Here is a 21894-nt window from a genome sequence, read left to right as displayed (position 1 = left end):
GCGGACTTTTTGTGCCAGCCAAACATAACTATAAAAAAAGAACTTAAAGATCTTTAACTCTTACTGTTATTTTTAGACGGGATAATTTCTGTGTATAAGTCTTATTTTCAAATAAAAAACAGTCAATTATGTATTTGATAAGTCAGTTAATTGCCTTGTAGCAGAGGTGTTTATCCTGTAGTGGAGCTGTGTGCAAATGTGCTAACTGTCCACAGGCTTAAAAAGTACCCCTTTTGTTCATTCTTTTTACAGCTACTGACCGTAGTGTTATCCACATGCAGTTAATCTAGTCTGTTTGAGCTATTTTTCAGGTTGTGGATAAGTTTGCTGCAAAAGGCTAGAATAGGCTGAATATCCAAAGGAGCTCTATTGTGCCTGTTGATGACCTGTGGTCGCAGTGTCTTGCGATTCTTGAAACTGAAATCCCTGCCCAGCAACTGTCTACTTGGATCCGTCCGTTGCAGCCAGAAATGAATGGTCGTAGCTTGCAATTGTTAGCTCCTAATCGCTTTGTTCTGCAATGGGTAACGGATAAATATGCTTCTCGTTTGCAGGAACTGGTGCAGGACGTTTCTGCTGGGCAAATTCCGGACGTTAAATTCAGTGTGGGTAGTCGTCAGGCAGTCGCTGCTGTTCCTGCACCCGTTATGCAATCAGTATCAACTGCTGCCCCATCATCTGTTCCTGATTATCAGTCCACCTTGACAGATCTTTCGGATGAAATTGGAGCAGTTAACGAACCGCAGGAGTCTGTACCAACTTCCACGCACCAAAAAAGTCGCAATCGTTCCAGTATTCAGGTTGAAGGTGGTATCAAACACGCTTCAACACTGAATCCAATGCACACTTTTGAAACCCTGGTGGAAGGTAAATCTAACCAGCTTGCTCGGGCTGCTTCTTTTCAGGTCGCAGAAAACCCCGGTGGTGCCTACAACCCTCTCTTTATATATGGAGGCGTTGGCCTGGGTAAAACTCACTTGATGCATGCGGTGGGTAACCAGATTCTCAAACAAAATCCCAATGCGCGGGTGGTTTATCTGAATTCCGAGCGTTTTGTGCAGGATATGGTCAAGGCACTGCAGCTCAACGCCATTAATGAATTTAAACGTTATTACCGTAATCTGGATGCTTTGCTGATTGACGATATTCAGTTTTTTGTTGGCAAGGATCGTTCCCAGGAAGAATTTTTCCATACCTTTAATGCTCTTCTGGAGGGAGGTCAGCAAATTATCCTGACCTCTGATCGTTATCCAAAAGAAATTGGTGTTGAGGAGCGATTAAAAAGTCGTTTCGGCTGGGGGCTGACTGTTGCGATTGAGCCGCCTGAACTGGAGCTGCGTGTTGCCATCCTGATGAAAAAAGCTGAAATGGCCAACGTTGATCTGCCGCAGGAAGTGGCATTTTTTATCGCCCAGAAAATTCGTTCACATGTGCGTGATCTTGAAGGTGCATTAAACCGTGTGGCAGCGGATTCACGGTTTAAAGGTCAACCCATTAGTGTTGAGTTGGTGCGCGAATCACTCAAGGATCTTTTTGCTGTTCAGGACAAGCAAGTGGGTGTGGATAACATACAACGCACCGTCGCTGAATATTACAAAATCAAAATTGCTGACCTGCATTCCAAGCGTCGCAATCGATCCATTGCCCGGCCAAGACAAATGGCTATGGCACTAGCCAAAGAGCTGACTAACCACTCACTTCCTGAAATTGGTGATGCTTTTGGTGGTCGAGATCATACAACCGTATTACATGCTTGCAGAAAAATCCTGTCGCTGCAGGATGAAAGTCCTGATATCCGTGAGGACTGGAAAAATCTGCTGCGTTTGTTGACCAGTTAAATTTTTAAGGTGAAAGACATGAAATTTTCCGTATCACGTGAAACCCTGCTGCGCCCATTATCCATGATGTCTGGTGTAGTGGGTCGTCGCCATACTTTGCCGATCCTGTCCCATATACGCATTGATGCTACAGAAGAAGGTCTGATTCTGACCGGTCTGGATCTGGAAGTAGAACTGATCTGGCGTGTTGCCCTGCGTCACCTAGACACACCGGGAAGTATTACAGTACCTGCCAAAAAATTGTCTGATATCTGTCGTTCTCTGGCAGACGAAGCGGTCATTGAATTTACACTGGAAGATCAGCGTGCCGTGGTTCGTTCCGGTCGCAGCCGCTTTGTACTTGCAACACTGCCGTCTTCGGAATTCCCTTCTGTGCAGCTAAGCCCGGAACGTTATCGCATTACCTTGCATGAGAGTGAATTATTGAATCTGATTCGTCGCAATAGTTTTGCAATGGCCAAACAGGATGTTCGTTATTATTTGAATGGCATGTTGTTTGAGCTGCAAACAGGTTGTTTACGCGCTGTTGCTACCGATGGTCACCGCTTGTCTCTCGATGAAATCAAACTGGCGGAATCTGTGGAATATGAAAAAAGCAGCATGATTGTTCCTGCCAAGGCAGTGAGCGAGGTTGCCAAGGTACTGGTTGATCCCGGTGTTGAGATGGAAATGGAATTGCAGTGGATTCAACCACCCAGTCAGGAGTTGCTGAACGCATCTACACAAGACAGCAAAATGTTGGAGGTGCGTCCTCTGGTGGGTGGTGGTTATGAAATCATCAAAAATCCTTCTGTTTATACACAGGCGCTGGAATCAGGTAAAAGCCACGTTACGGTTAGAATCAGTGATTTTCATGTGGATCTGATTTTTGGTGAACAGCATTTCCAGGTGAACGGTCAAAACATGACTTTTGTTTCCAAACAAATTGAAGGCCGTTATCCGGATTATGAGCGTGTGATTCCTCGTGGTGGTAACAAACATATTATCTGCGACCGTATAGAGCTGCGTCAGATGCTGAGCCGTATTGGTATTCTGGCCAACGAAAAATTCCTGGGGATCCGTTTATTGTTGACTGACAATACCCTGACATTGGTTGCCAACAATCCTGAGCAGGAAGAAGCTGAAGAAAGCATGAGTATCAACTATCAGGGTGAAACTCTGGAAATGGGTTTTAATGTAGGTTATCTGATTGATGTGATGGACAACATCGGTGATCAGGTCAAACATGTACAGATCAGTCTTTCTGATCCTGGATCCAGCGCTTTGATCAGTGCTGCCGAAGGTGGTTCTGCCCTTTATGTTGTTATGCCAATGCGCCTCTAATTTTAAATGCACTGCTGACTTTTTGCAGCGGTGCTAACCTCATGACCATCCATCGTCTGCAAATAAAAAACTTCCGAAATATCCCCTCTGCTGAAATACATCCAGTTGAGGGGATCAATCTTTTTGTCGGCGAAAATGGCAGTGGCAAAACTTCTTTGTTGGAAGCCATTCATCTGCTTAGTCTGGTACGGTCTTTCCGCAGTAAAAAACTCAAGAGTCTGATTCATCACGAAGCCGAACGTTTTACGGTGTTTGCCCAGATCAGGATGCTGGATTTTTCTCTGGCTTCTCTGGGAGTCCAGCGTGGAACTCAGGATGATGAAACCGAAATCCTTTTTCGTGGTGTGCGTCCTTCCGGTGTTGCTGAATTAACCAGTGAGCTGCCAGTCCAGTTGATCAATCCAGATGCATTTCGTCTGCTTGAAGGCAGCCCACGTGAACGTCGCCAGTTTGTTGACTGGGGAGTGTTCCACGTGGAACATGAGTTTATCTACTGCTGGCAACGTTTCCAACGTGCCCTTAAACAGCGCAACAGCCTCCTCAGACATGGTAGAATAGACACCCTGCAGCTGCAGCTTTGGGAAAAAGAAATCGCTCTAAATGGCGAGCAGATCACGGCTTATCGGCAATCTTATCTCGATCATTTAAAGCCTTTGTTTGAGGTTTTGTTACAACGGTTTCTTGAAGGGCAGCTTCTCAAGCTGGTTTTTCAGCGTGGCTGGGATAAAAATATTAGTCTGGCAGAATCACTGGAAACATCACGTAGCAGAGATATTGAACAGGGTTTTACTCAGTCTGGACCTCAGCGTGCTGATATTCGAATCAGTGTTGATGGACGACCTGCCATGGATGTGTTGTCCCGAGGTCAGCAAAAGCTGGTTGTTTCGGCCTTAAAATTGGCACAGGGTGAGTTGTTGGCAGTAGCAGGAAAAAAGCAGTGTGTTTATCTGATTGATGACCTGCCAGCAGAACTCGACAAGCATCACCGCAGTATTTTTTGTCAGGTACTTGAAGAACAAGCCGGACAGGTTTTTATAACCAGTGTGGATGAAGAAGCACTGGCTTACGGCTGGCAGCAGCCAGAAAAAAACGCATGGTTTCACGTGGAACATGGACAAATCAGTCCTAAAGCCTTGTCTTGATGTTGCATGAATTGAATAACCAGCATCGAAGGATTTAATCAGGAGTGGGTAATGAGCGAAAGTAATTCCTATAACTCGTCCAGCATCAAGGTGCTGAAAGGGCTGGATGCGGTTCGTAAAAGACCGGGCATGTATATCGGTGATACAGATGATGGTACAGGTCTGCATCACATGGTGTTTGAGCTGGTGGATAACTCCATCGACGAAGCACTGGCGGGTTACTGTAATGAAGTCCGCGTAATTATCCATCCTGATGAATCGGTCAGTGTGTCAGATGATGGTCGTGGTATGCCGGTTGACCTGCATGAAGGTGAAGGAGTGTCTGCCGCAGAAGTCATCATGACCGTACTTCATGCCGGTGGTAAGTTTGATGACAACACCTACAAGGTTTCCGGTGGTTTGCACGGTGTGGGTGTATCAGTGGTGAATGCCCTGTCAGAAGAGTTAACACTGACCATCTGGCGTAACAAACAGGTGCATGAGCAGGTCTACCGTCACGGCGTTCCTGATGCACCGCTCAGTGTGGTGGGCCATACTGAAAAAAGCGGTACTCTGGTTCGATTCAGACCTTCACCACAAACCTTCACCAACATCGAATTCAGCTTTGACATTCTGGCTAAGCGTTTGCGTGAACTCTCCTTCCTGAATTCCGGTGTAAAAATATCCTTGTTGGATGAGCGCAGCGGCCGGGAAGAAATCTTCCACTATGAAGGTGGGCTAAAAGCCTTTGTGGATCACTTAAACACCAACAAAAACACCCTGGGTAAGGTGTTTTATTTCAGCACCCAGCGCGAAGAAGATGACGTGGGTGTTGAAGTCGCCATGCAGTGGAATGATGGCTACTCAGAGAATATCTACAGCTATACCAACAACATTCCTCAGCGTGACGGTGGTACCCACCTGGCTGGTTTTCGGGGTGCTTTGACCCGTGTTTTAAACCAGTACATCGAGCAGGAAGGGCTGGCCAAAAAAGCCAAGGTCAGCACCACTGGGGATGATGCTCGTGAAGGCTTGACGGCAATTGTTTCAGTGAAGGTGCCTGATCCTAAGTTTTCCTCCCAGACCAAGGACAAGCTGGTTTCATCTGAAGTGAAAACAGCCGTGGAACAGGAAATGGGCAAGGCTTTAAATGATTACCTGCTGGAGTTTCCGCAGGAAGCCAAAGCTATTGTTAACAAGATGATTGATGCGGCGCGTGCCCGGGAAGCTGCACGTAAAGCGCGTGAAATGACCCGCCGTAAAGGCGCACTGGATATCGCTGGCCTACCAGGCAAGCTTGCAGATTGCCAAGAAAAAGATCCGGCACTGTCAGAAATATATCTGGTGGAGGGTGATTCCGCTGGTGGTTCTGCCAAACAAGGACGGGATCGCAAAACTCAGGCAATCCTGCCGTTGAAAGGTAAAATCCTTAACGTTGAAAAAGCCCGTTTTGACAAGATGTTGTCTTCAGCAGAAGTGGGTACTTTGATTACTGCGCTGGGTTGTGGCATTGGCCGTGAAGAGTTTAATGCCGACAAACTGCGTTACCACTCCATCATTATCATGACCGACGCCGACGTGGATGGTTCACACATCCGCACTCTGCTGCTGACCTTCTTCTTCCGTCAGACCCTAGAGTTGATTGAGCGCGGCCATGTGTTTATTGCTCAACCTCCACTCTACAAAATCAAGCGCGGTAAACAGGAGCAATACTTAAAAGATGAGGCAGCACTGGAAGAACATCTGACCCAGACCGCTTTAGAAGGCACCGCGCTTTATGTGAATCCGGAAGCACCGGGTCTATCCGGTCAGGCTTTGCAGACTTTGGTAGAAAACTATCGCAGCACTATGAACCGTGTGCACCGACTGGCCAGAGTTTATCCGGAGTTTGTCCTGACTCAGATGATCGATGCACCCAGCTTAGATGTGGCCGATCTGCAGAACCGTGAAAAAGTGGCGACCTGGGTGACTCAGCTGGAGTCTCTAGTAGTCTTGGCAGCCAGTGATACCACTCAGGTGCGTATGCGTATTGAAGAAGATCATGAACGTGGCCTGTTCCTGCCGGCTGCTGAAGTGATCGCTCATGGGGTTCCCACTGAATATGTCTTCGGAATGGACTTCTTTAAGTCCGGCGATTATCGTGCTCTAAGGTCGCTGGGAGAACAGCTGGACGGACTGCTGGAAGAAGGGGCATACATCGCGCGTGGTGATAAACAACAGCCGGTTAAACGCTTTGTTGATGCGCTTAACTGGATGATGGCAGAAGCCCGTAAAGGCATGGGGGTACAGCGTTATAAGGGGTTGGGTGAGATGAACCCGGATCAGTTGTGGGACACTACAATGAACCCTGAAACGCGCCGTATGTTGCGTGTTACCATTGAGGATGCCGTAGCGGCGGACATGATGTTTAACACCCTGATGGGTGATGAGGTTGAGCCACGTCGTCACTTTATTGAAGCCAATGCCTTGTCAGTATCCAATCTGGATATCTAAATAACACAGCACATCTAAACTAAAAAACCGGAGGCGGAAGCTTGCGGTTTTTTTCAAGTTAACCTCGCAGGCGGGTAGCCAGAACCTTGCACATCCCCAACAATATTTGTGGTCGCTGCATCACCAGGCTATGAAAGCGCAATTTATCCAGCCGGAGAATTTCACTGTCACAAGTAGCCACGGCTGTTGCTGAACGGGGTAATTCATCAAGCAACGCCATTTCGCCGACGGGTTGTCCAGCTCCCAACTTGGCCAACAACATATTTTCACCCTTATCGTTTTTACGACTAACAGCCAATTCACCGCTGACTAGAATATACAGGCAGTCTCCAGGATCTCCTTCGTTAAACAAAAGTTCGTCAGTATTAACCTTGCGGCTACGCAATTGTGCATCCAGTGATTGCAGGTCATCCAGATTTAATTCTGCAAATAAGGGGACTTGATGCAAGAGTTCCAGACGTTCCATAAGTGAAGCTCCAACGTATTGTGTGCAAGATTCAGAGTGACACAGGCGAGGATAAACTTCTGCCATCTTGTTCATCCAAGGGTCAGGAATCTGTTTTAACAGGTTGACCATATCCTGATCAATGCGACGAAACGGTTTTAACAAGGTACGAAGATTCATGCTGGGCAAGGGTTCAAAAACCAAGTTTAACCAGTAGGTTAGATGTCGCTGAGGAATCAGGCTTAAGGTTTCCAGTGCTTGGGCTTTCTGGCGAGAGTCACCGGCATACAATCGAATTTCTATCCCCTGTAATGTTCCCTTGGTGTCATAGGGGCGTAATAACTCCAGCAACAGGCACTGTGCACGGCGGCGATAGTTTTCTGTCACTAGATGAATCAGTCGGCGTTTTAATGGATCGCGAATTTTGCTTGTTAGACTGTAACCCATATAGAGCAGCGTCAGCGGATTGCCCCAGTGTTTGCGAAACCACAGCAGCAGCAGCACAGCAATCCGCTCATTAAGTGGAGGTAATCCACGAATGAACAGCACCAACGAATCTAGGGGATGCTGAGACATTTTTGGCAGCATGTACATGAGTGCTTTGCGTAGTTCCCTATCATCCAGCGCATGGATGTAAGGCAGTAGCTGCTGAACCAACGATGGCTGATGCAGCTGAGTGAGCCACTGATTCATCATGCCGGTGGTCAGTTTTATGTCTTCTGTTGAAACCTTTTCAAGGTGAGATACAGCGGCGTGTTCTGCCGCTGCTGTATAACTGTGCAGTCCCCTAGCGCGAGGCTGGATCTTGTTGGTATGGGAGCTGCCCAGCTGCAAGGTACCTACACTGACCTGCTTTTTCAGATCCTGCTCATAACTCTGACCTGCACGCCAGTGCATCAGTAGCAATGCAATAGATAACAAACCACCCAGAATAGCCAAGTGTAACAATGATAACAAAGGTTCAATAAATAACAGCAGCACACCGGATAAACCGAGAGCTACAGGATAAACAATGCCGTCATTAAATAGACGTAGTGAGCCAATCTGACCGGTAGGCAGGGCATTGTAAAGCAGGGTAGTGGTTGGTGAATTAACACTTACATCCAGGGGGTCGCTGGCAATATGAGCGATCACACCGGACCAGAGTCTCCCGGACAAGGCAACAGCAGCAAAGGCAAACAGGTTAAACAGGGGGTGGAACAAGTGAGTTCGACTGACACCAATGCGAGGTAATAATAAACCGGTAATCAGCAAGGCAAACATCAGGCTGGACAGGTGCAGCAGGCCAACTGCAAACCCAAGAAAAACAGCCAGAGACTGCTCATCAACGTAATGTTGTTCATAAAGAGTAAAGGCCAGGATTTCCTGCAGGCACTGGATAACTACAGCAAAAAACACACCAGCTGTCAGCCAGCGTGCCAAGGAATGTTTCTTGAAAATTGCCAGTAGTAGTTGAAGTTTGCCTTGTTGCTCAGATGTCAGGTAATGATCATCCGTTTCTTCTGGCATGGATTCAGCCAAGGGTTTTTGCCACTGATGATAAAAATAGACCAGAATCAGCCCCAACAGGCTGATCAGGGCAATCAACCACAGGGATTCGTTTGGAGATAACCAGATGGCAGACAAACTAACCAGCAAAGCACCACAGACACCTCCCAGAGCTAGCATCAGACTGAGCTTACCAGTCATGCGTTTACTCTGCGTCAGGGAAAAATAGTCACTGAGCAAAATACCCGCCAGACTGCCCAGCAGCAGTTCTGTGGTGCTGATACCCAGATAAAAAACAAAAGCAGCGTTTGATGACTGGATGCCAAGCCACCAAGCTATTAAAGCCAGCCCACCTAATAGTGCCCAGAGTGTTGCCAGAATAAACAAGCGAGGGATGCGGTCTGCCCACCAAGAGACCAGAGCACTGACAGGTGTTGAGACCAGAGCAAAAAGGATAAAAAACAAAGGTAGAGCAGATGCCCCTGCCTGGCTAAGAAATAGGGTGGTGGCCAGAGTGGTGGCTGTTACCAGTGACAGGGACATCAGGAAAACCAGCGCAAGAAAACCGGCTGGCCGCAGAATATTGCTGTTTAAAAGAAAATGGGATTCAGATGCTTTAGGCATACTTGATTAGGCTTCCTTTTCGGTAATAAAAAAGGTTTTATCACGTTAAATCACTGCTTGATCAAGTAATTCACTGGCCAGTTGTGCCAGATTATCCACAACGGTTACCTGCTCCAGACCTTCACCAGCAGCCAGGGTTTTTTTACCTTTACCCGTCCTAACTAGTACTGCCTTGCAACCTACAGCCTGACCAGCCTGAAGATCTCTGAGACTGTCACCGACCATAATAGCTCCATCCAGGTCAAGATTCAGTGCCAGGCTGATCTGATGTAACAAACCGGGGCGTGGCTTACGGCATTCACATCCATCATCCGGCCCATGTGGGCACCAGGCTATATGGTGCACGTCACCACCGGCCTGGTGCAATAAACGAAGTAGTTTTTCATGCTGTGCATCAAGATCCTCGGCAGAAAATTTGCCACGAGCCAGCCCGGACTGATTGGTGGCAATCGCAAGAATCCAGCCTGCTTTATAAAAAGCCGCCATGGCCTCAATCGAACCTGGAATGGGAATCCATTCATCAGCATTTTTTACAAAGGCATCAGAATCTTCATTGATGACACCATCACGATCCAGAATCAGTATTTTTTTCATGGTTCAGGTACAGAAAAGTCAAAAAAGGGGGCAAATGCCCCCGGATACTTAGTGTTGCAATTGGGCAATATCAGCAGTATGCAGGAACAAGGTCTGCAAAGTAGCTAACAATGCCAGGCGATTGGTGCGAATAGCTGGATCATTCGCCATCACCATCACCTGATCAAAGAATTGGTCAACCGGCTCACGCAAGCCTGCCAGGCAGTTTAATGCGGCCTGATAATCACCCCGTGCATACAATGGCGCCACATCAATATCTTTCACGGCCAGCTGTTCGGCCAGAGTGACTTCAGCGGCCTCTGTCAGTAATGCTTTGTTGATATTCGCGGCGACCGGCGTTTCCAGTTTGCCCAGCAGGTTGCTGACCCGTTTGTTGGCTGCAGCAAGAGCAGCCGCTTCTGGCAGTTTGCTGAAGGTAGCAACGGCTTGTACACGACGGTCAAAATCCAGTGGATGAGTGACACCACGACTACGAACAGCCAGAAACACTTCTGTGGCAATACCCTGAGCCTGATACCAGGCACGGAAACGATCCAACATGTAGTCCAGTAGCTCTGTGCTCACTTCTGCGGCTTTGGGCAGGCTGGTGTGCTGTGCCAGAGCTAGTTGAATCAGCTCTTTCAGATCCAGGTCAAGTTGACGATTAACCAGAATATTCAACACACCCAGTGCAGCACGGCGCAGGGCAAAAGGATCTTTAACCCCAGTGGGTTTCTGACCGATACCAAAAATACCGGTGAGGGTATCCAGTCGATCGGCCAGAGCCAGACAAATACCGGTTTGGGAAACAGGCAGTTCATCGCTGGCGTTGCGTGGTAAATACTGTTCACGCAGGGCACGGCAGACTTCTGGGTTTTCACCATCATGCAGTGCATAGGCTTCACCCATGATGCCCTGCAGTTCGGGAAACTCCAGTACCATTTCAGTATTCAGGTCGCACTTGCTGAGTACCGCAGCTCGCTCAGCATGACTTTTATCCGCACCAATACGCTCTGCAATGGCTACTGCGACAGCAGCAACACGATGGGTTTTATCAGCCAGGCTACCGAGTTGTTGCTGGAACACCACCTTTTCTAAACCCTGGCTGCGGCTGGAGAGACGTGTTTTTTTATCGGTTTCAAAAAAGAATGCTGCGTCCGAAAGGCGGGGACGAATGACACGCTCGTTACCCAGAATGACCACTGAAGGATCGGCACTTTCAATGTTGCAAATGGTGATAAACAAAGGCATCAGACGCCCTTGCTGATCCACAAGATGGAAGTATTTCTGGTTGGCTTTCATGGATGAAATCAGACAGGCATCCGGCACTTCCAGAAACCGTTCCTCAAAACTGCCGGTGAGCGCTACCGGCCATTCAACTAGCCCGGTGACTTCATCCAGCAGGTTGTCATCAATCACTGCCTGGCCTTTAAAACGGGTGGCTTCTGCCAATACCTGTTGCTGAATCATGGCACGGCGTTCGGCAAAAGCGGCAATAACACGGGCATCTTTCAGCGCAGCCAGATAATCAGCAGGCTGCTGCAGAGTAATGGCTTCTGGTGCATGGAAGCGGTGACCATAAGTAATACGGTCAGCGTTTAATCCCATGATTTCGGCAGGGATCACTTCTGTGCCATGTAACATGACCAACCAGTGTACCGGACGGGAAAACTCGATCCGCGAAGCGCCCCAGCGCATCCGCTTGGGAACCGGTAAACCGGCAAAGGCTTTACTGACCAGCTCTGGTAACAGTTGTGCGGTGCTTTGGCCGGCTTGCACCGTGCGATACACCAACCAGCTGCCTTTATCGGTTTCCAGAGTTTGCAGGGCACTAACATCTACGCCACAAGAGCGGGCAAAACCTTCCAGTGCTTTGGTGGCAACACCGTCTTTATAAGCAGCAGCGACTGCCGGACCGCGACGTTCAATATCCTGATCCGGCTGATGGCTGGCCAGTTGGTGTACCAGCACCGCCAGTCGCCGAGGTGTTGCATAAACTTCTGCACTTTTAAAAGGCACACCGGCACTGGTCAGGCCTTCTGTCAGACTGGTCAGTAGGGCATCAGATAATGGCTTCAGCAGGGTTGGTGGCAGCTCTTCACAACCCAGTTCAATCAATAAGTCGGCAGCAGCCATCATGCTTTCTCCTCTTCGGAAGCCAGTTGAGCCAGTACTTCTTTAGCCAGTTGTTCCGGAGCCAGCGGGAATCCCAGCGCCTTACGTGAATTAAAATAAGCCAGAGCCACTTCCCGTGCCAGAGTACGTACACGCAGAATAAAACGCTGACGCTCAGTCACGGAAATAGCATGACGGGCATCCAGCAGATTAAAAGTATGGGAAGCCTTCAGCACCTGCTCATAAGCAGGCAGTGGTAAACCGGCGGCCAGCAGCTTGTTGCATTCTTTTTCACACTGATCAAACCAGCTAAACAAGGCGGTTACATCAGCCTGTTCAAAGTTGTAGGCACTCTGCTCTTTTTCGTTCTGCAGCCAGACATCGCCATAGGTGACGGGGTTACCTTGTGGATCAAGTGTCCAGACTAGATCATACACACTGTCCACACCCTGCAGGTACATGGCAATACGCTCCAGACCATAGGTGATCTCACCAGTCACCGGGTAACATTCAATACCACCGGCCTGCTGAAAATAGGTGAACTGGGTCACTTCCATACCATTCAGCCAGACTTCCCAACCTAGTCCCCAGGCACCCAGGGTGGGTGATTCCCAGTTGTCTTCTACAAAACGGATATCATGAACCAGCGGATCAATACCCAGCAGCCGCAGCGAGCCAAGGTAACGTTCCTGAATGTCAGCCGGAGACGGTTTCATCACCACTTGAAACTGGTAATAGTGTTGCAGACGATTGGGGTTTTCACCGTAACGACCATCAGTGGGGCGACGGGAAGGCTGTACATAAGCCGAGTTCCAGGTTTCCGGCCCCAGAGCACGCAGGAAGGTGGCGGGGTGGAAAGTACCTGCACCCACTTCCATATCCAGCGGCTGGAGGATCACACAGCCCTGATTGGCCCAGTATTGCTGCAGAGCCAGAATCAGGCCCTGGAAGGTTGAAACGTCCGGCGTTGACGAGTTCATGGTGAAAACTGCCCTTGCATCGGTGAATGGAGATGAATGGGCAGGGATTATACCTTATCCCTTTTGAGCTTTCAGGCTATGAATCAACGCTTGATAAACAGCAAGGTGTTTAAGTGCCACCTTGTCTGCGGTGGCTTCTTTCAGTTCGGATTGGGCATCACGTGTCATGCGGGTACGCAGTGGCAAGCTGTCGTAAAGCACCCGGATCATTTCGATCAGTGATTTCACATCATTTTTCTTGAACAGCAGGCCGTTGGAGCGATGGCTGATGAGTTCAGCAAAACCAGATACCTTGCTGGTGATGACGGGTATATGGAAACTCATGGCTTGTAATATACCGGTAAAAGAATCAGCGGTATTGGCTGGGTCAACATAGATGTTCATCACGGAATAATAATCACCGGGGTGTTCCGGTTCACCGGCAAAGTCAATGTTCTCTAACTGTTCGCAGCTTTTTTTCAACTTGTTGAAAGCCGGTCCTTCACCCAGCACCACAAACAACACGTTGGGCAAATCTTTCTGCAGGTTTTCAGCAGCTTTAATCAGCAGCTGTTGATTGCCTTTGGCACTGATATGCCCACGGTGACCAATAACAAAACGCCCTTGATAAAAGCTGCGCAGCTCGGTCATTTTCATTGGATTGGTATCCAGCGTGATAATGGCATCAGGAATGCGTTTGACTGGACACACGGCTTTTTCGCGCATGGCCATTTCTACGGCTCGGGAGTTAACCAGTAGTGCCTGGGCTTTTTTCAGGGTTGATGAACTTAATTGGCTGGTGGACGCTTCATCTGGATGTTTCCAGCTCATCAGCCAGGGTGTGCCCCTTAGTCGATTTTGCCAGCGCGCCCAGGCGGCAGCGGGCAGGTCGTGCGCATGCACCAATCCCGTTTTGGGAACACTGAAGTGGCCGGAAAAACGAGATCGGACGGTGACAATCGGCAGATTACGCAGGTGGGACAGTTTATTATGCAGCACTGAGTTTTTGCGGCATACCAGCAGCTGTTTAATTTTTTTTTCAGCAAGTGTGCGTATCAGCAGTTCGGTCTGCTGGGTCTGGGCATTATAGTGATCACTGAGACAAACGTGGATCAGTCGCATGGTCAACGGCCTTGTTTTTGAGTTCTGGTAGCCATAATCAATTTCTCAGTCTCGCACTAAATTTCAGTATTTGCCGTGAAGAAATCAGTTTTTTTTGCAAAAAGGTGTTGCTGTACCACTATTACAGTAACCTTCCATGAACCATTGCAGCCATAATTTTGCCTGAGTTGGGTTCAGCTTGATAAATGCACGCTGCAAACGCCCAATGTTCTGGGTAGCAAGTCGTGATTCCGGCTCTTGGGAGAGCTGACAACGATCAAAATCAATCAACCAGACCTGCTCTGTTTCAGGATTGACCAGCAGGTTGCGCGGATTTAAATCAACATGATTCAACCCGGCAGCATGAAAAGGCTGCAGCATTTTGCCTGCCTGCTGCAAAACCGACTGAAGCTTGGTTGAGTCAGCTTGCAACAACAGATCCGCCAGAGGCACAACATCAGGGATACGGGCAGTGATCAGATCTGCCCGATAAAACCAGCCTTGCCTCTGAATTGCAGCAGCCAGAGGTTGAGGCACAGGGAAGCCTCGGTCATACAGCTCACGGGTCAGGTGCATTTCCTGCCAGGCACGGGTGTTGTTCAGGCCGTTCCAGAAATAACAATCACGAACAAACTTGCCGGGTAATCCCCCCCGATGGTAATGGCGCCAGACAGCTTCACCCACGGGAGTTTGAATGAAAACACTGGTGCCACGACCGGGCGCTCCACCGATTAACGCCAGGTTTTTTTGCCAGAAGGCCATTTCAAACCAGTCTGAGCTGATTTGTGGGATACAATCAGTGTCATATAGAATGGTTCGCCCTTGATCGTCCAGCTGCCGGAAATTACTCATGCCGTCTTTGTCTTCTTCTGCTGTCATCCCGCGCGATATTTGCATCCTGCGTTTATCTGCGCTGGGTGATGTCTGCAATCTGGTACCCAGTATCCGTGCCCTGCAAAAAGCAGCACCACAGATGCATATTACCTGGGTTATAGGTCGTGCTGAGTATAACTTACTGGAAGGTCTGGAAGGGGTTGAGTTTCTGGTTTATGACAAAAAGACCGGGTTGTCCGGGATGATGGCGCTGAGAAAAACGCTGTTAAAACAGCGCCAGGGTCGTCCTTTTGATGCTCTGCTGCACATGCAGGCAGCCTTGCGTGCCAGTGTGTTATCCCGCTTTATTCCGGCAAAACGACGTATCGGTTTTGATCCGGCACGGGCAAAAGACTTCCAGGGCTGGTTTGTAAATGAACAGTTGGCCGCCCATGAGCAAACTCATGTGGGTGAAGGTTTTTTGGATTTTGTTCGATATCTTGGCATCACCCATCCAGCAAAAGAGTGGGATATGCCAGTGACAGTCAAGGCTGAAGAAGAAGCCGCTCGCTGGATCAATGCACAAACAACCCCTTATCTGCTGCTGAGCCCCTGCTCCAGTAATCGTGCGCGTAACTGGCGTAACTGGTCGGCTGAAGGTTACGCAGCCGTAGTGGATTATGCTTTTCAAACGTATGGGCTCACCACGCTGATCACTGGTGGCAACAGCAAGATTGAACAGGAGATGGTGGTCGCCATTACGGCGGCAGCTGAATCGCCGCTGGTGAATGCGGTGGGTCAGACATCACTCAAGGCACTACTGGTGTTGATCCGGGATGCCCGCTTGGTGATTGCACCCGACTCAGGCCCAATTCATATGGCTGTGGCAATGAATACTCCCCCGCTGGGGCTTTATGTAACATCCAACCCACAGCGCACCGGCCCCTGGCTGGGACAGGAATGGGTGGTGAATCGTTACCCTGATGCCGTCAGAAAGTACCTCGGTAAAGAGCCCGAACAGGTGGGCTGGGGGCAGCGAGTCAGAGATTCGGCAGCAATGGAGTTGATTAGCACCGAGGATGTGATTGCCAGGTTGGATGCCATTATGAATAGTAAAAAGCCGCTTGGAATACAGGAGAGCTGAGCGATGAAAATTAATCTGGCCGCCTTTGAACAAGCCAGGGTGTTAGTGGCGGGTGATGTGATGCTGGATCGTTACTGGCAAGGTGCCACCTCCCGTATTTCCCCGGAAGCACCGGTGCCGGTGGTCAAAGTGCAGCAGACGGATGATCGTCCCGGTGGCGCAGCGAACGTCGCGCTCAATCTGGTTAGTCTGGGTGCTGCGGCCAGTCTGGCTGGGGTGGTGGGTCAGGATGACAATGCTCGCCTGTTGATGGACAAGCTGCACCAGTCCGGGGTGCAAACCTTTTTTTACCAGTCTGCTGCCCACCCGACCATTACTAAATTACGCATCATGAGCCGTAATCAGCAACTGATTCGGCTGGATTTTGAAGAGCAGCTGGAGGCAGGTCAGCCACTGCTGTCGGCATTTGAAGAAGCTCTGGAGCAAGCGGATCTGGTGATCCTGTCTGATTATGCCAAAGGCAGCTTGGCACAGGTACAGCAGATGATTCAGCGGGCACGTGGCGCCGGAAAAAAAGTGCTGGTTGATCCCAAAGGACGGGACTTTTCCATTTATCAGGGTGCCAGTGTATTAACACCTAACCTCAGTGAGTTTGAGCTGATTGTGGGGGCCTGTGCAGACGAGACAGAGCTGGAGCAAAAAGGCCAGGCACTGATGCAGCAACTGGGACTGGAAGCCCTGCTGATTACCCGCAGTGAAAAAGGCATGACCTTGTTGCAGGAAGGGCATCCAGCCATTCACCTGCCGACTCGTGCGCAGGAAATTTTTGATGTAACCGGTGCTGGTGACACAGTGATTGCTGTACTGGGTTTGGCGCTGGCTTCGGGTCATGATTACCCGGAGGCAATGATGCTGGCAAACCTGGCTGCCGGACTGGTAGTGGCAAAACCCGGTACAGCCACCGTGAGTGTGGCGGAAATTTATACTGCCTTGCACGGTGAAAAACTAATTGAGTATGGTGTATTGCCGGTAACCACACTGATAGAAGCTGTGAAGGCTGCTCAGGCACGTGGTGAAAAGGTGGTAATGACCAACGGCTGTTTTGATCTGCTTCATGCCGGACATGTGGCTTATCTGGAAGAAGCCCGTAAGCTGGGTGACCGCTTGATTGTTGCAGTCAACTCGGATGCCTCGGTCAGTCGTTTAAAAGGCCCAACACGCCCGATTAATCAGTTGGATCAGCGGATGCGGGTGCTGGCTGGTTTACAGTCGGTCGATTGGGTCGTGCCTTTTGAAGAAGACACCCCGGCAGAACTGATTGCCAGAGTTATCCCGGATCTGCTGGTTAAAGGTGGTGATTACAAACCGGAAGAGATTGCCGGTGCAGATACAGTGCTGCAGGCCGGCGGTGAAGTGAAGGTATTAAGTTTTGTGGATGGTGTATCCACTACCGCCATGGTTCGATCAATTTTGGATAAAAATTGAGGAGCCGGATCAAACCCATGTCATCCCTGCCGCGCCTGTTATATACAAGCCTTTTGATGTTACTGGCTCCACTGGCGAAAAAGCGTCTGGCTCGTGAGAAGGTGAATGAGTTGTCTGATTCTCAGCGGGCTGGGCATATTTCACCCTGTCAGCAGCCGGTGATCTGGGCACATTGTGCCTCGGTCGGAGAGGTGCTGGCAGCTGAGCCACTGCTGAAACAATTACAGCAGCGCCACCCGAATAAACAGCTGGTGGTGACCACCATGACCGCCACGGGTGCCATGCAGGTTAGACAGCGTTTTCCGGATGCCCGGCATTATTTATTGCCACTGGATCTGCCGTGGAACACCACCCGGTTTATTCGCACCCTCAAGCCGTTGGTGGGCATCATTTTTGAAACCGAGTTGTGGCCTAATCTGATTCACAGTTGTAAACAAGCTGGTATCCCACTGATGCTGGCCAATGGCCGCCTGTCAGCAAAAGCCTTTACGGCGTATAAAAAGATTCGCCCACTGATTGCAGAAGCTCTGCAATCCATCACTCTGGTGGCTGCCAAAGCGCCGGTGGATGCCGAGCGGTTTATCGAGCTGGGTTTTCCAGCCAGTCGTTTGCAGATTACCGGCAGTATCAAGTATGACCTGCAACCACCATCTGACCTGCCACAACAAGCAGCCAGTCTGCGAGCTGAATGGCAGCGGAAATGTGTCTGGATCGCTGCCAGTACTCATGAAGGTGAGGATTTGCCGTTGTTGCAAGCCCACCAGCAACTGTTAAAAGATGATCCTGATGCCTTGTTGTTACTGGTGCCACGCCACCCCCAGCGGTTTGATCAGGTTGCCGAGCTGATCCAGCAACAATCCATGAATATGGCGCGTCGCAGCCAACAGCAGCCGGTCACTTCGGCTACTCAGGTTTATCTTTGTGACACCCTGGGTGAAATGCTGCTGTTTTATGCCGCAGCTGATCTGGCTTTTGTAGCAGGTAGCCTGCAGCCAATCGGTGGGCATAATCTGCTGGAACCGGCAGCGCTGGGGGTGCCAATGATCACGGGTCCACATCTGGATAACTTTGCCGAAATAGCCGAGTTGTTACGTGAAGTCGGTGGCATGAAAGAAATTCAGCAAGCTTCTGAACTAGCGCCTTTGTTATTAACCCTGCTGAAGGATCCACTCAGCAGGGAAAACATGACCAGCGCTGCTTACAAGGTGGTTGAATCCAACCGAGGTGCACTGGCAAAACAACTGGAGCTGGCAGAAAGTTTGTTTGTATAACTTCAAGCAAAAGCCGTGGATTTAAAACTATCCCGTTGCAGCAGTGTTTGTTGCCAGTCAGCCAGCATCGGGTAGTGTTTTTGCCATTGGATTTCTGGCAGGCGAAAACTTAAATAATCCAGTGCCACAGCCACCAGCAAACTGCCCAGATTCAGCTGCTCCAGCCTTGCAGCCTGATGTTCCAGTTGTTGCAGGGTGTGAGTGATTGCTGCCAGTCGCCGTTTCCCCAATTCACTCTGGTCAACTGCTGATCCCTGATGCTTGCGGGCAATCACTGTGTTAAAAGCAGCATCGGTTAACCCCTGCCCCCATCCCATCAGTTGCAAAACCTGATCCTGCATTTCTTTTGGTAGCAGTTGTGGTGTGGCACCTTCCTGCTCCAGATGCAGTGCAATCAACATCGACTCACTCAGGCAAAGTCCGGCATCGGTTTCCAGTGCCGGTACTCGCAATGCCGGATTCACGGCCAGCAGTGCGGGATCATTACTCCAGGGATCAACCCAAACCAGTTCTGGTTTTAAACCCTTTTCCAGGGCAACAACGCGAACAAAGCGGGCATAGGGTGAGGTGGCATTCAAATAGAGTTTCATATTTTTTCCTGAAACGACGGTGTGCTGGAGTTTCTTGTAGTCAGGCGTTTGACACCACCACTGCAACCCAGCAGTAATACATCCGCGGGGCGATGTGCAAAAATACCATTACACACCACACCAGTGATGTTGTTGAGTAGGGTCTCCAGCTTGATCGGGTCATCCAGCATAAAGTTGTAACAGTCGATGATCAGGTTGCCGTTGTCGGTTTTTACACCTTCACGCCATTGGGGATCAGCACCCAGCTTGACCAGTTCACGCCCGACATGGCTGCGTGCCATTGGAATCACTTCCACCGGCAAGGGAAAATCCCCCAGTATTGGCACCAGCTTGCTCTCATCAGCAATACAAATGAACTTTTCACTGCAAGCTGCCACAATTTTTTCGCGAGTCAGCGCTGCACCACCACCTTTAATCATCTGCAGCCGCTCATTCACTTCATCAGCCCCATCAATATAAAAGGGCAGGATGCCGGAGCTGTTCAGGTCATACACCTGAATGCCATGTGCTTTTAAACGTTCAGCACTGGCTTCAGAGCTGGCCACGGCACCATCAAAGTCATGTTTCAGCTTGGCCAGCTCATCAATAAAACAGTTGGCTGTGGAACCGGTACCTATGCCAATAATACTGTCCTTGTAGAGTTGATTACGAATTTCTTCCAGGGCGGCTTTGGCTACGGCTTGTTTCAGTTCGTTCTGGGTCATGATCTTTCCTGGCTGGTCTATAGGCTATCCAATCAGTATAACAACTCAGCTGCCGGTCTACGACTGGACGCAGCCGCAGCAAAACGCCACAATGAGTCATTGTTATTTTTAATTCTTTTGCTGCCCTCGGACAAAACCCCATCATGCTTGAGCATTACGTCAAAAAAATTCTCCAGGCGCGTGTTTATGACGTGGCGCTGGAAACCCCCCTGTCGGAAGCCCGTTTTATGTCCAAACGTCTGAATAATCAGGTGTGGATTAAACGCGAGGATTTGCAGCCGGTTTATTCTTTCAAGATCCGGGGTGCCTACAACAAGATGGCTCAGCTGACCCAGGCAGAAAAAGACAAGGGTGTGATTGCCGCATCAGCGGGGAATCATGCCCAAGGTCTGGCGATGGCGGCAAAAGTAATGGGGGTCAAAGCTATCATAGTCATGCCGCGTATTACGCCGGATATCAAGGTACAGGCAGTCCGCGCCAGGGGCGCACGAGTTATTTTGAAAGGTGATGCTTTTGGTGAAGCGCTGGAGCATGCGCTGGAGCTGGTGGCCGAACAGGGTTTCACCTATGTGCCGCCCTATGATGATCCGGATGTGATTGCCGGGCAGGGCACCATTGGTATGGAAATCCTGCATCAGCATCCTGACCCTATCCATGCCATTTTTGTACCTGTGGGTGGTGGTGGTTTAATTGCCGGTGTCGCCGCTTACGTTAAATACCTGCGCCCGGATATCAAGATTATTGGTGTGGAAGCGGAAGACTCAGCTTGCCTTAAGGCAGCCATGGAAGCAGGCCGACGTGTGGTGCTGGAGCAGGTGGGGATTTTTGCCGAGGGTGTTGCTGTAGCACAAATTGGCAAAGAGCCCTTCAAAATCTGCAAGGATTATGTGGATCAGGTCATCACTATTTCCACCGATGAAATGTGTGCAGCAGTCAAAGACATTTTTGAAGACACTCGTGGTGTAGCAGAACCCTCCGGTGCACTCTCATTGGCCGGTTTAAAGAAGTATGTCGAAGAAACCGGCATTACCGACTCCACACTGATTTGTATCAACTCGGGCGCCAACACTAATTTTGATCGTTTGCAGCATATTGCCGAGCGTACCGAGCTGGGTGAAAAACGTGAAGCGATTCTGGCAGTAGGAATCCCCGAGCGCCCCGGCAGTTTCAAGAATTTCTGCAAAATCATTGGCCGCAGGCGGATGGTGACCGAGTTCAACTACCGTTATGCGGATCCAGAACAGGCGCAGATTTATGTGGGAATACAGGTCAAGCCAGGTGAAGAAGATCGCGAAGAACTAATTCATGCCCTGCAGGAAGCAGATTATCCGGTGGTGGATCTGACCGACAACGAGCTGGCCAAGCTGCATATTCGCCATCTGGGTGGCGGACGCACTCCGGCTGGTAATGAGGAAGTGTATCGTTTTGAATTCCCGGAACGTCCCGGAGCACTGCTGAACTTTTTGAACCATCTGGGTCATGACTGGAATATCTCGCTGTTCCACTATCGCAATCATGGTGCAGCTTACGGTCGAGTGCTGGTGGGTCTGCAAGTACCAAATGGCGATCGATCACGTGTTGAAGAATACCTGGATAAAATCAGTTACCGTTACTGGCGCGAAACGGATAACCCAGCCTACACACTGTTTCTGCGTTAAGGCTTCTGTGCTGATCGCAAAAGAATGCAGGAAATAACATAATCCATTGATACCTTGCTTGTTATAGCCTGACAAAAAGAATAAATTAGCGCAGCCTTGCGATTCCAAGGTTATCTACCCTGCTTGAGGCTAACAGGGAGATGGTGCAAAGGAGCAAAAAAGTGAAAAAGAAACCTGATCTGATGCTCTTGCTGGTCATGTTATTTGTG

Annotated in this window: 16 protein-coding genes; 8 read left to right on the top strand and 8 right to left on the bottom strand. The window is 49.6% G+C overall.

Features of this window, described 5'->3' with window-relative positions; all coding sequences use genetic code 11:
- The first annotated feature begins 371 nt into the window (after nucleotides 1-371).
- Genes dnaA through gyrB form a run of 4 tightly spaced genes read left to right on the top strand, consistent with a single transcriptional unit; the run spans nucleotide 372 to nucleotide 6775 of the window.
- The gene (gene dnaA / locus IBX50_RS00285; protein WP_292252451.1) at nucleotides 372-1838 is read left to right on the top strand and encodes a chromosomal replication initiator protein DnaA; all 1467 of its coding nucleotides are present in this window, start codon (nucleotides 372-374) and stop codon (nucleotides 1836-1838) included.
- 18 nt (nucleotides 1839-1856) lie between these two features.
- Nucleotides 1857-3161 (top strand): DNA polymerase III subunit beta, encoded by a 1305-nt coding sequence (gene dnaN / locus IBX50_RS00280; protein ID WP_292252450.1) that lies wholly within the window; start codon nucleotides 1857-1859, stop codon nucleotides 3159-3161.
- A 41-nt stretch (nucleotides 3162-3202) separates the two neighbouring features.
- Nucleotides 3203-4303, top strand: a complete 1101-nt coding sequence (gene recF / locus IBX50_RS00275; RefSeq protein ID WP_292252449.1) for a DNA replication/repair protein RecF — start codon at nucleotides 3203-3205, stop codon at nucleotides 4301-4303.
- A 51-nt stretch (nucleotides 4304-4354) separates the two neighbouring features.
- Nucleotides 4355-6775: a DNA topoisomerase (ATP-hydrolyzing) subunit B gene (gyrB, locus tag IBX50_RS00270; RefSeq protein ID WP_292252448.1), complete on the top strand. Its 2421-nt coding sequence runs from the start codon at nucleotides 4355-4357 to the stop codon at nucleotides 6773-6775.
- A gap of 58 nt (nucleotides 6776-6833) precedes the next feature.
- Here the strand turns inward: gyrB and IBX50_RS00265 are convergent, their stop codons facing one another.
- The 6 genes from IBX50_RS00265 to IBX50_RS00240 form a co-directional block, all read right to left on the bottom strand.
- On the bottom strand, nucleotides 6834-9332 hold the full coding sequence (locus IBX50_RS00265) for an MFS transporter (protein ID WP_292252447.1): 2499 nt from the start codon (nucleotides 9330-9332) through the stop codon (nucleotides 6834-6836).
- A 45-nt stretch (nucleotides 9333-9377) separates the two neighbouring features.
- The gene (gene gmhB, locus IBX50_RS00260) at nucleotides 9378-9926 is read right to left on the bottom strand and encodes a D-glycero-beta-D-manno-heptose 1,7-bisphosphate 7-phosphatase (RefSeq protein ID WP_292252446.1); all 549 of its coding nucleotides are present in this window, start codon (nucleotides 9924-9926) and stop codon (nucleotides 9378-9380) included.
- A gap of 48 nt (nucleotides 9927-9974) precedes the next feature.
- Complete coding sequence (gene glyS, locus IBX50_RS00255) at nucleotides 9975-12041, bottom strand: glycine--tRNA ligase subunit beta (RefSeq protein WP_292252510.1); 2067 nt, start codon at nucleotides 12039-12041, stop codon at nucleotides 9975-9977.
- Complete coding sequence (glyQ, locus tag IBX50_RS00250; protein WP_292252445.1) at nucleotides 12041-13000, bottom strand: glycine--tRNA ligase subunit alpha; 960 nt, start codon at nucleotides 12998-13000, stop codon at nucleotides 12041-12043. The genes glyS and glyQ overlap by 1 nt, the downstream gene beginning before the upstream one ends.
- A gap of 54 nt (nucleotides 13001-13054) precedes the next feature.
- Nucleotides 13055-14101, bottom strand: coding sequence for a glycosyltransferase family 4 protein (locus tag IBX50_RS00245; protein WP_292252444.1), 1047 nt, complete (start codon nucleotides 14099-14101; stop codon nucleotides 13055-13057).
- A gap of 84 nt (nucleotides 14102-14185) precedes the next feature.
- Nucleotides 14186-14959: a 3-deoxy-D-manno-octulosonic acid kinase gene (locus IBX50_RS00240; RefSeq protein ID WP_292252443.1), complete on the bottom strand. Its 774-nt coding sequence runs from the start codon at nucleotides 14957-14959 to the stop codon at nucleotides 14186-14188.
- On the opposite strand from IBX50_RS00240, the gene IBX50_RS00235 reads away from it, so the two are divergent.
- From IBX50_RS00235 to waaA, 3 genes are read left to right on the top strand one after another with little or no spacing between them, the layout of a single operon-like run.
- A complete protein-coding gene (locus IBX50_RS00235) occupies nucleotides 14931-16037 on the top strand; it encodes a glycosyltransferase family 9 protein (RefSeq protein ID WP_292252442.1) in 1107 nt (368 codons plus the stop codon). The two genes, IBX50_RS00240 and IBX50_RS00235, sit on opposite strands and share 29 nt — an antisense overlap.
- A 3-nt stretch (nucleotides 16038-16040) precedes the next feature.
- The gene (gene hldE / locus IBX50_RS00230; protein ID WP_292252441.1) at nucleotides 16041-17462 is read left to right on the top strand and encodes a bifunctional D-glycero-beta-D-manno-heptose-7-phosphate kinase/D-glycero-beta-D-manno-heptose 1-phosphate adenylyltransferase HldE; all 1422 of its coding nucleotides are present in this window, start codon (nucleotides 16041-16043) and stop codon (nucleotides 17460-17462) included.
- A gap of 17 nt (nucleotides 17463-17479) precedes the next feature.
- Complete coding sequence (gene waaA / locus IBX50_RS00225; RefSeq protein WP_292252440.1) at nucleotides 17480-18733, top strand: lipid IV(A) 3-deoxy-D-manno-octulosonic acid transferase; 1254 nt, start codon at nucleotides 17480-17482, stop codon at nucleotides 18731-18733.
- Between the two features lie 2 nt (nucleotides 18734-18735).
- On the opposite strand, the gene IBX50_RS00220 is transcribed toward waaA, so the two are convergent.
- Nucleotides 18736-19323 carry a glutathione S-transferase N-terminal domain-containing protein gene (locus IBX50_RS00220; RefSeq protein WP_292252439.1) on the bottom strand — a complete coding sequence of 196 codons (588 nt, stop codon included), beginning with the start codon at nucleotides 19321-19323 and terminating at the stop codon, nucleotides 18736-18738.
- Nucleotides 19320-20027 carry a ribose-5-phosphate isomerase RpiA gene (gene rpiA, locus IBX50_RS00215; protein WP_292252438.1) on the bottom strand — a complete coding sequence of 236 codons (708 nt, stop codon included), beginning with the start codon at nucleotides 20025-20027 and terminating at the stop codon, nucleotides 19320-19322. The genes IBX50_RS00220 and rpiA overlap by 4 nt, the downstream gene beginning before the upstream one ends.
- Nucleotides 20028-20170: 143 nt before the next feature.
- On the opposite strand from rpiA, the gene ilvA reads away from it, so the two are divergent.
- Complete coding sequence (ilvA, locus tag IBX50_RS00210) at nucleotides 20171-21685, top strand: threonine ammonia-lyase, biosynthetic (protein ID WP_292252437.1); 1515 nt, start codon at nucleotides 20171-20173, stop codon at nucleotides 21683-21685.
- Nucleotides 21686-21894 lie beyond the last annotated feature (209 nt).

This window comes from Marinospirillum sp., assembly GCF_014859565.1.
This window is presented reverse-complemented; position numbering and strand designations above follow the sequence as displayed.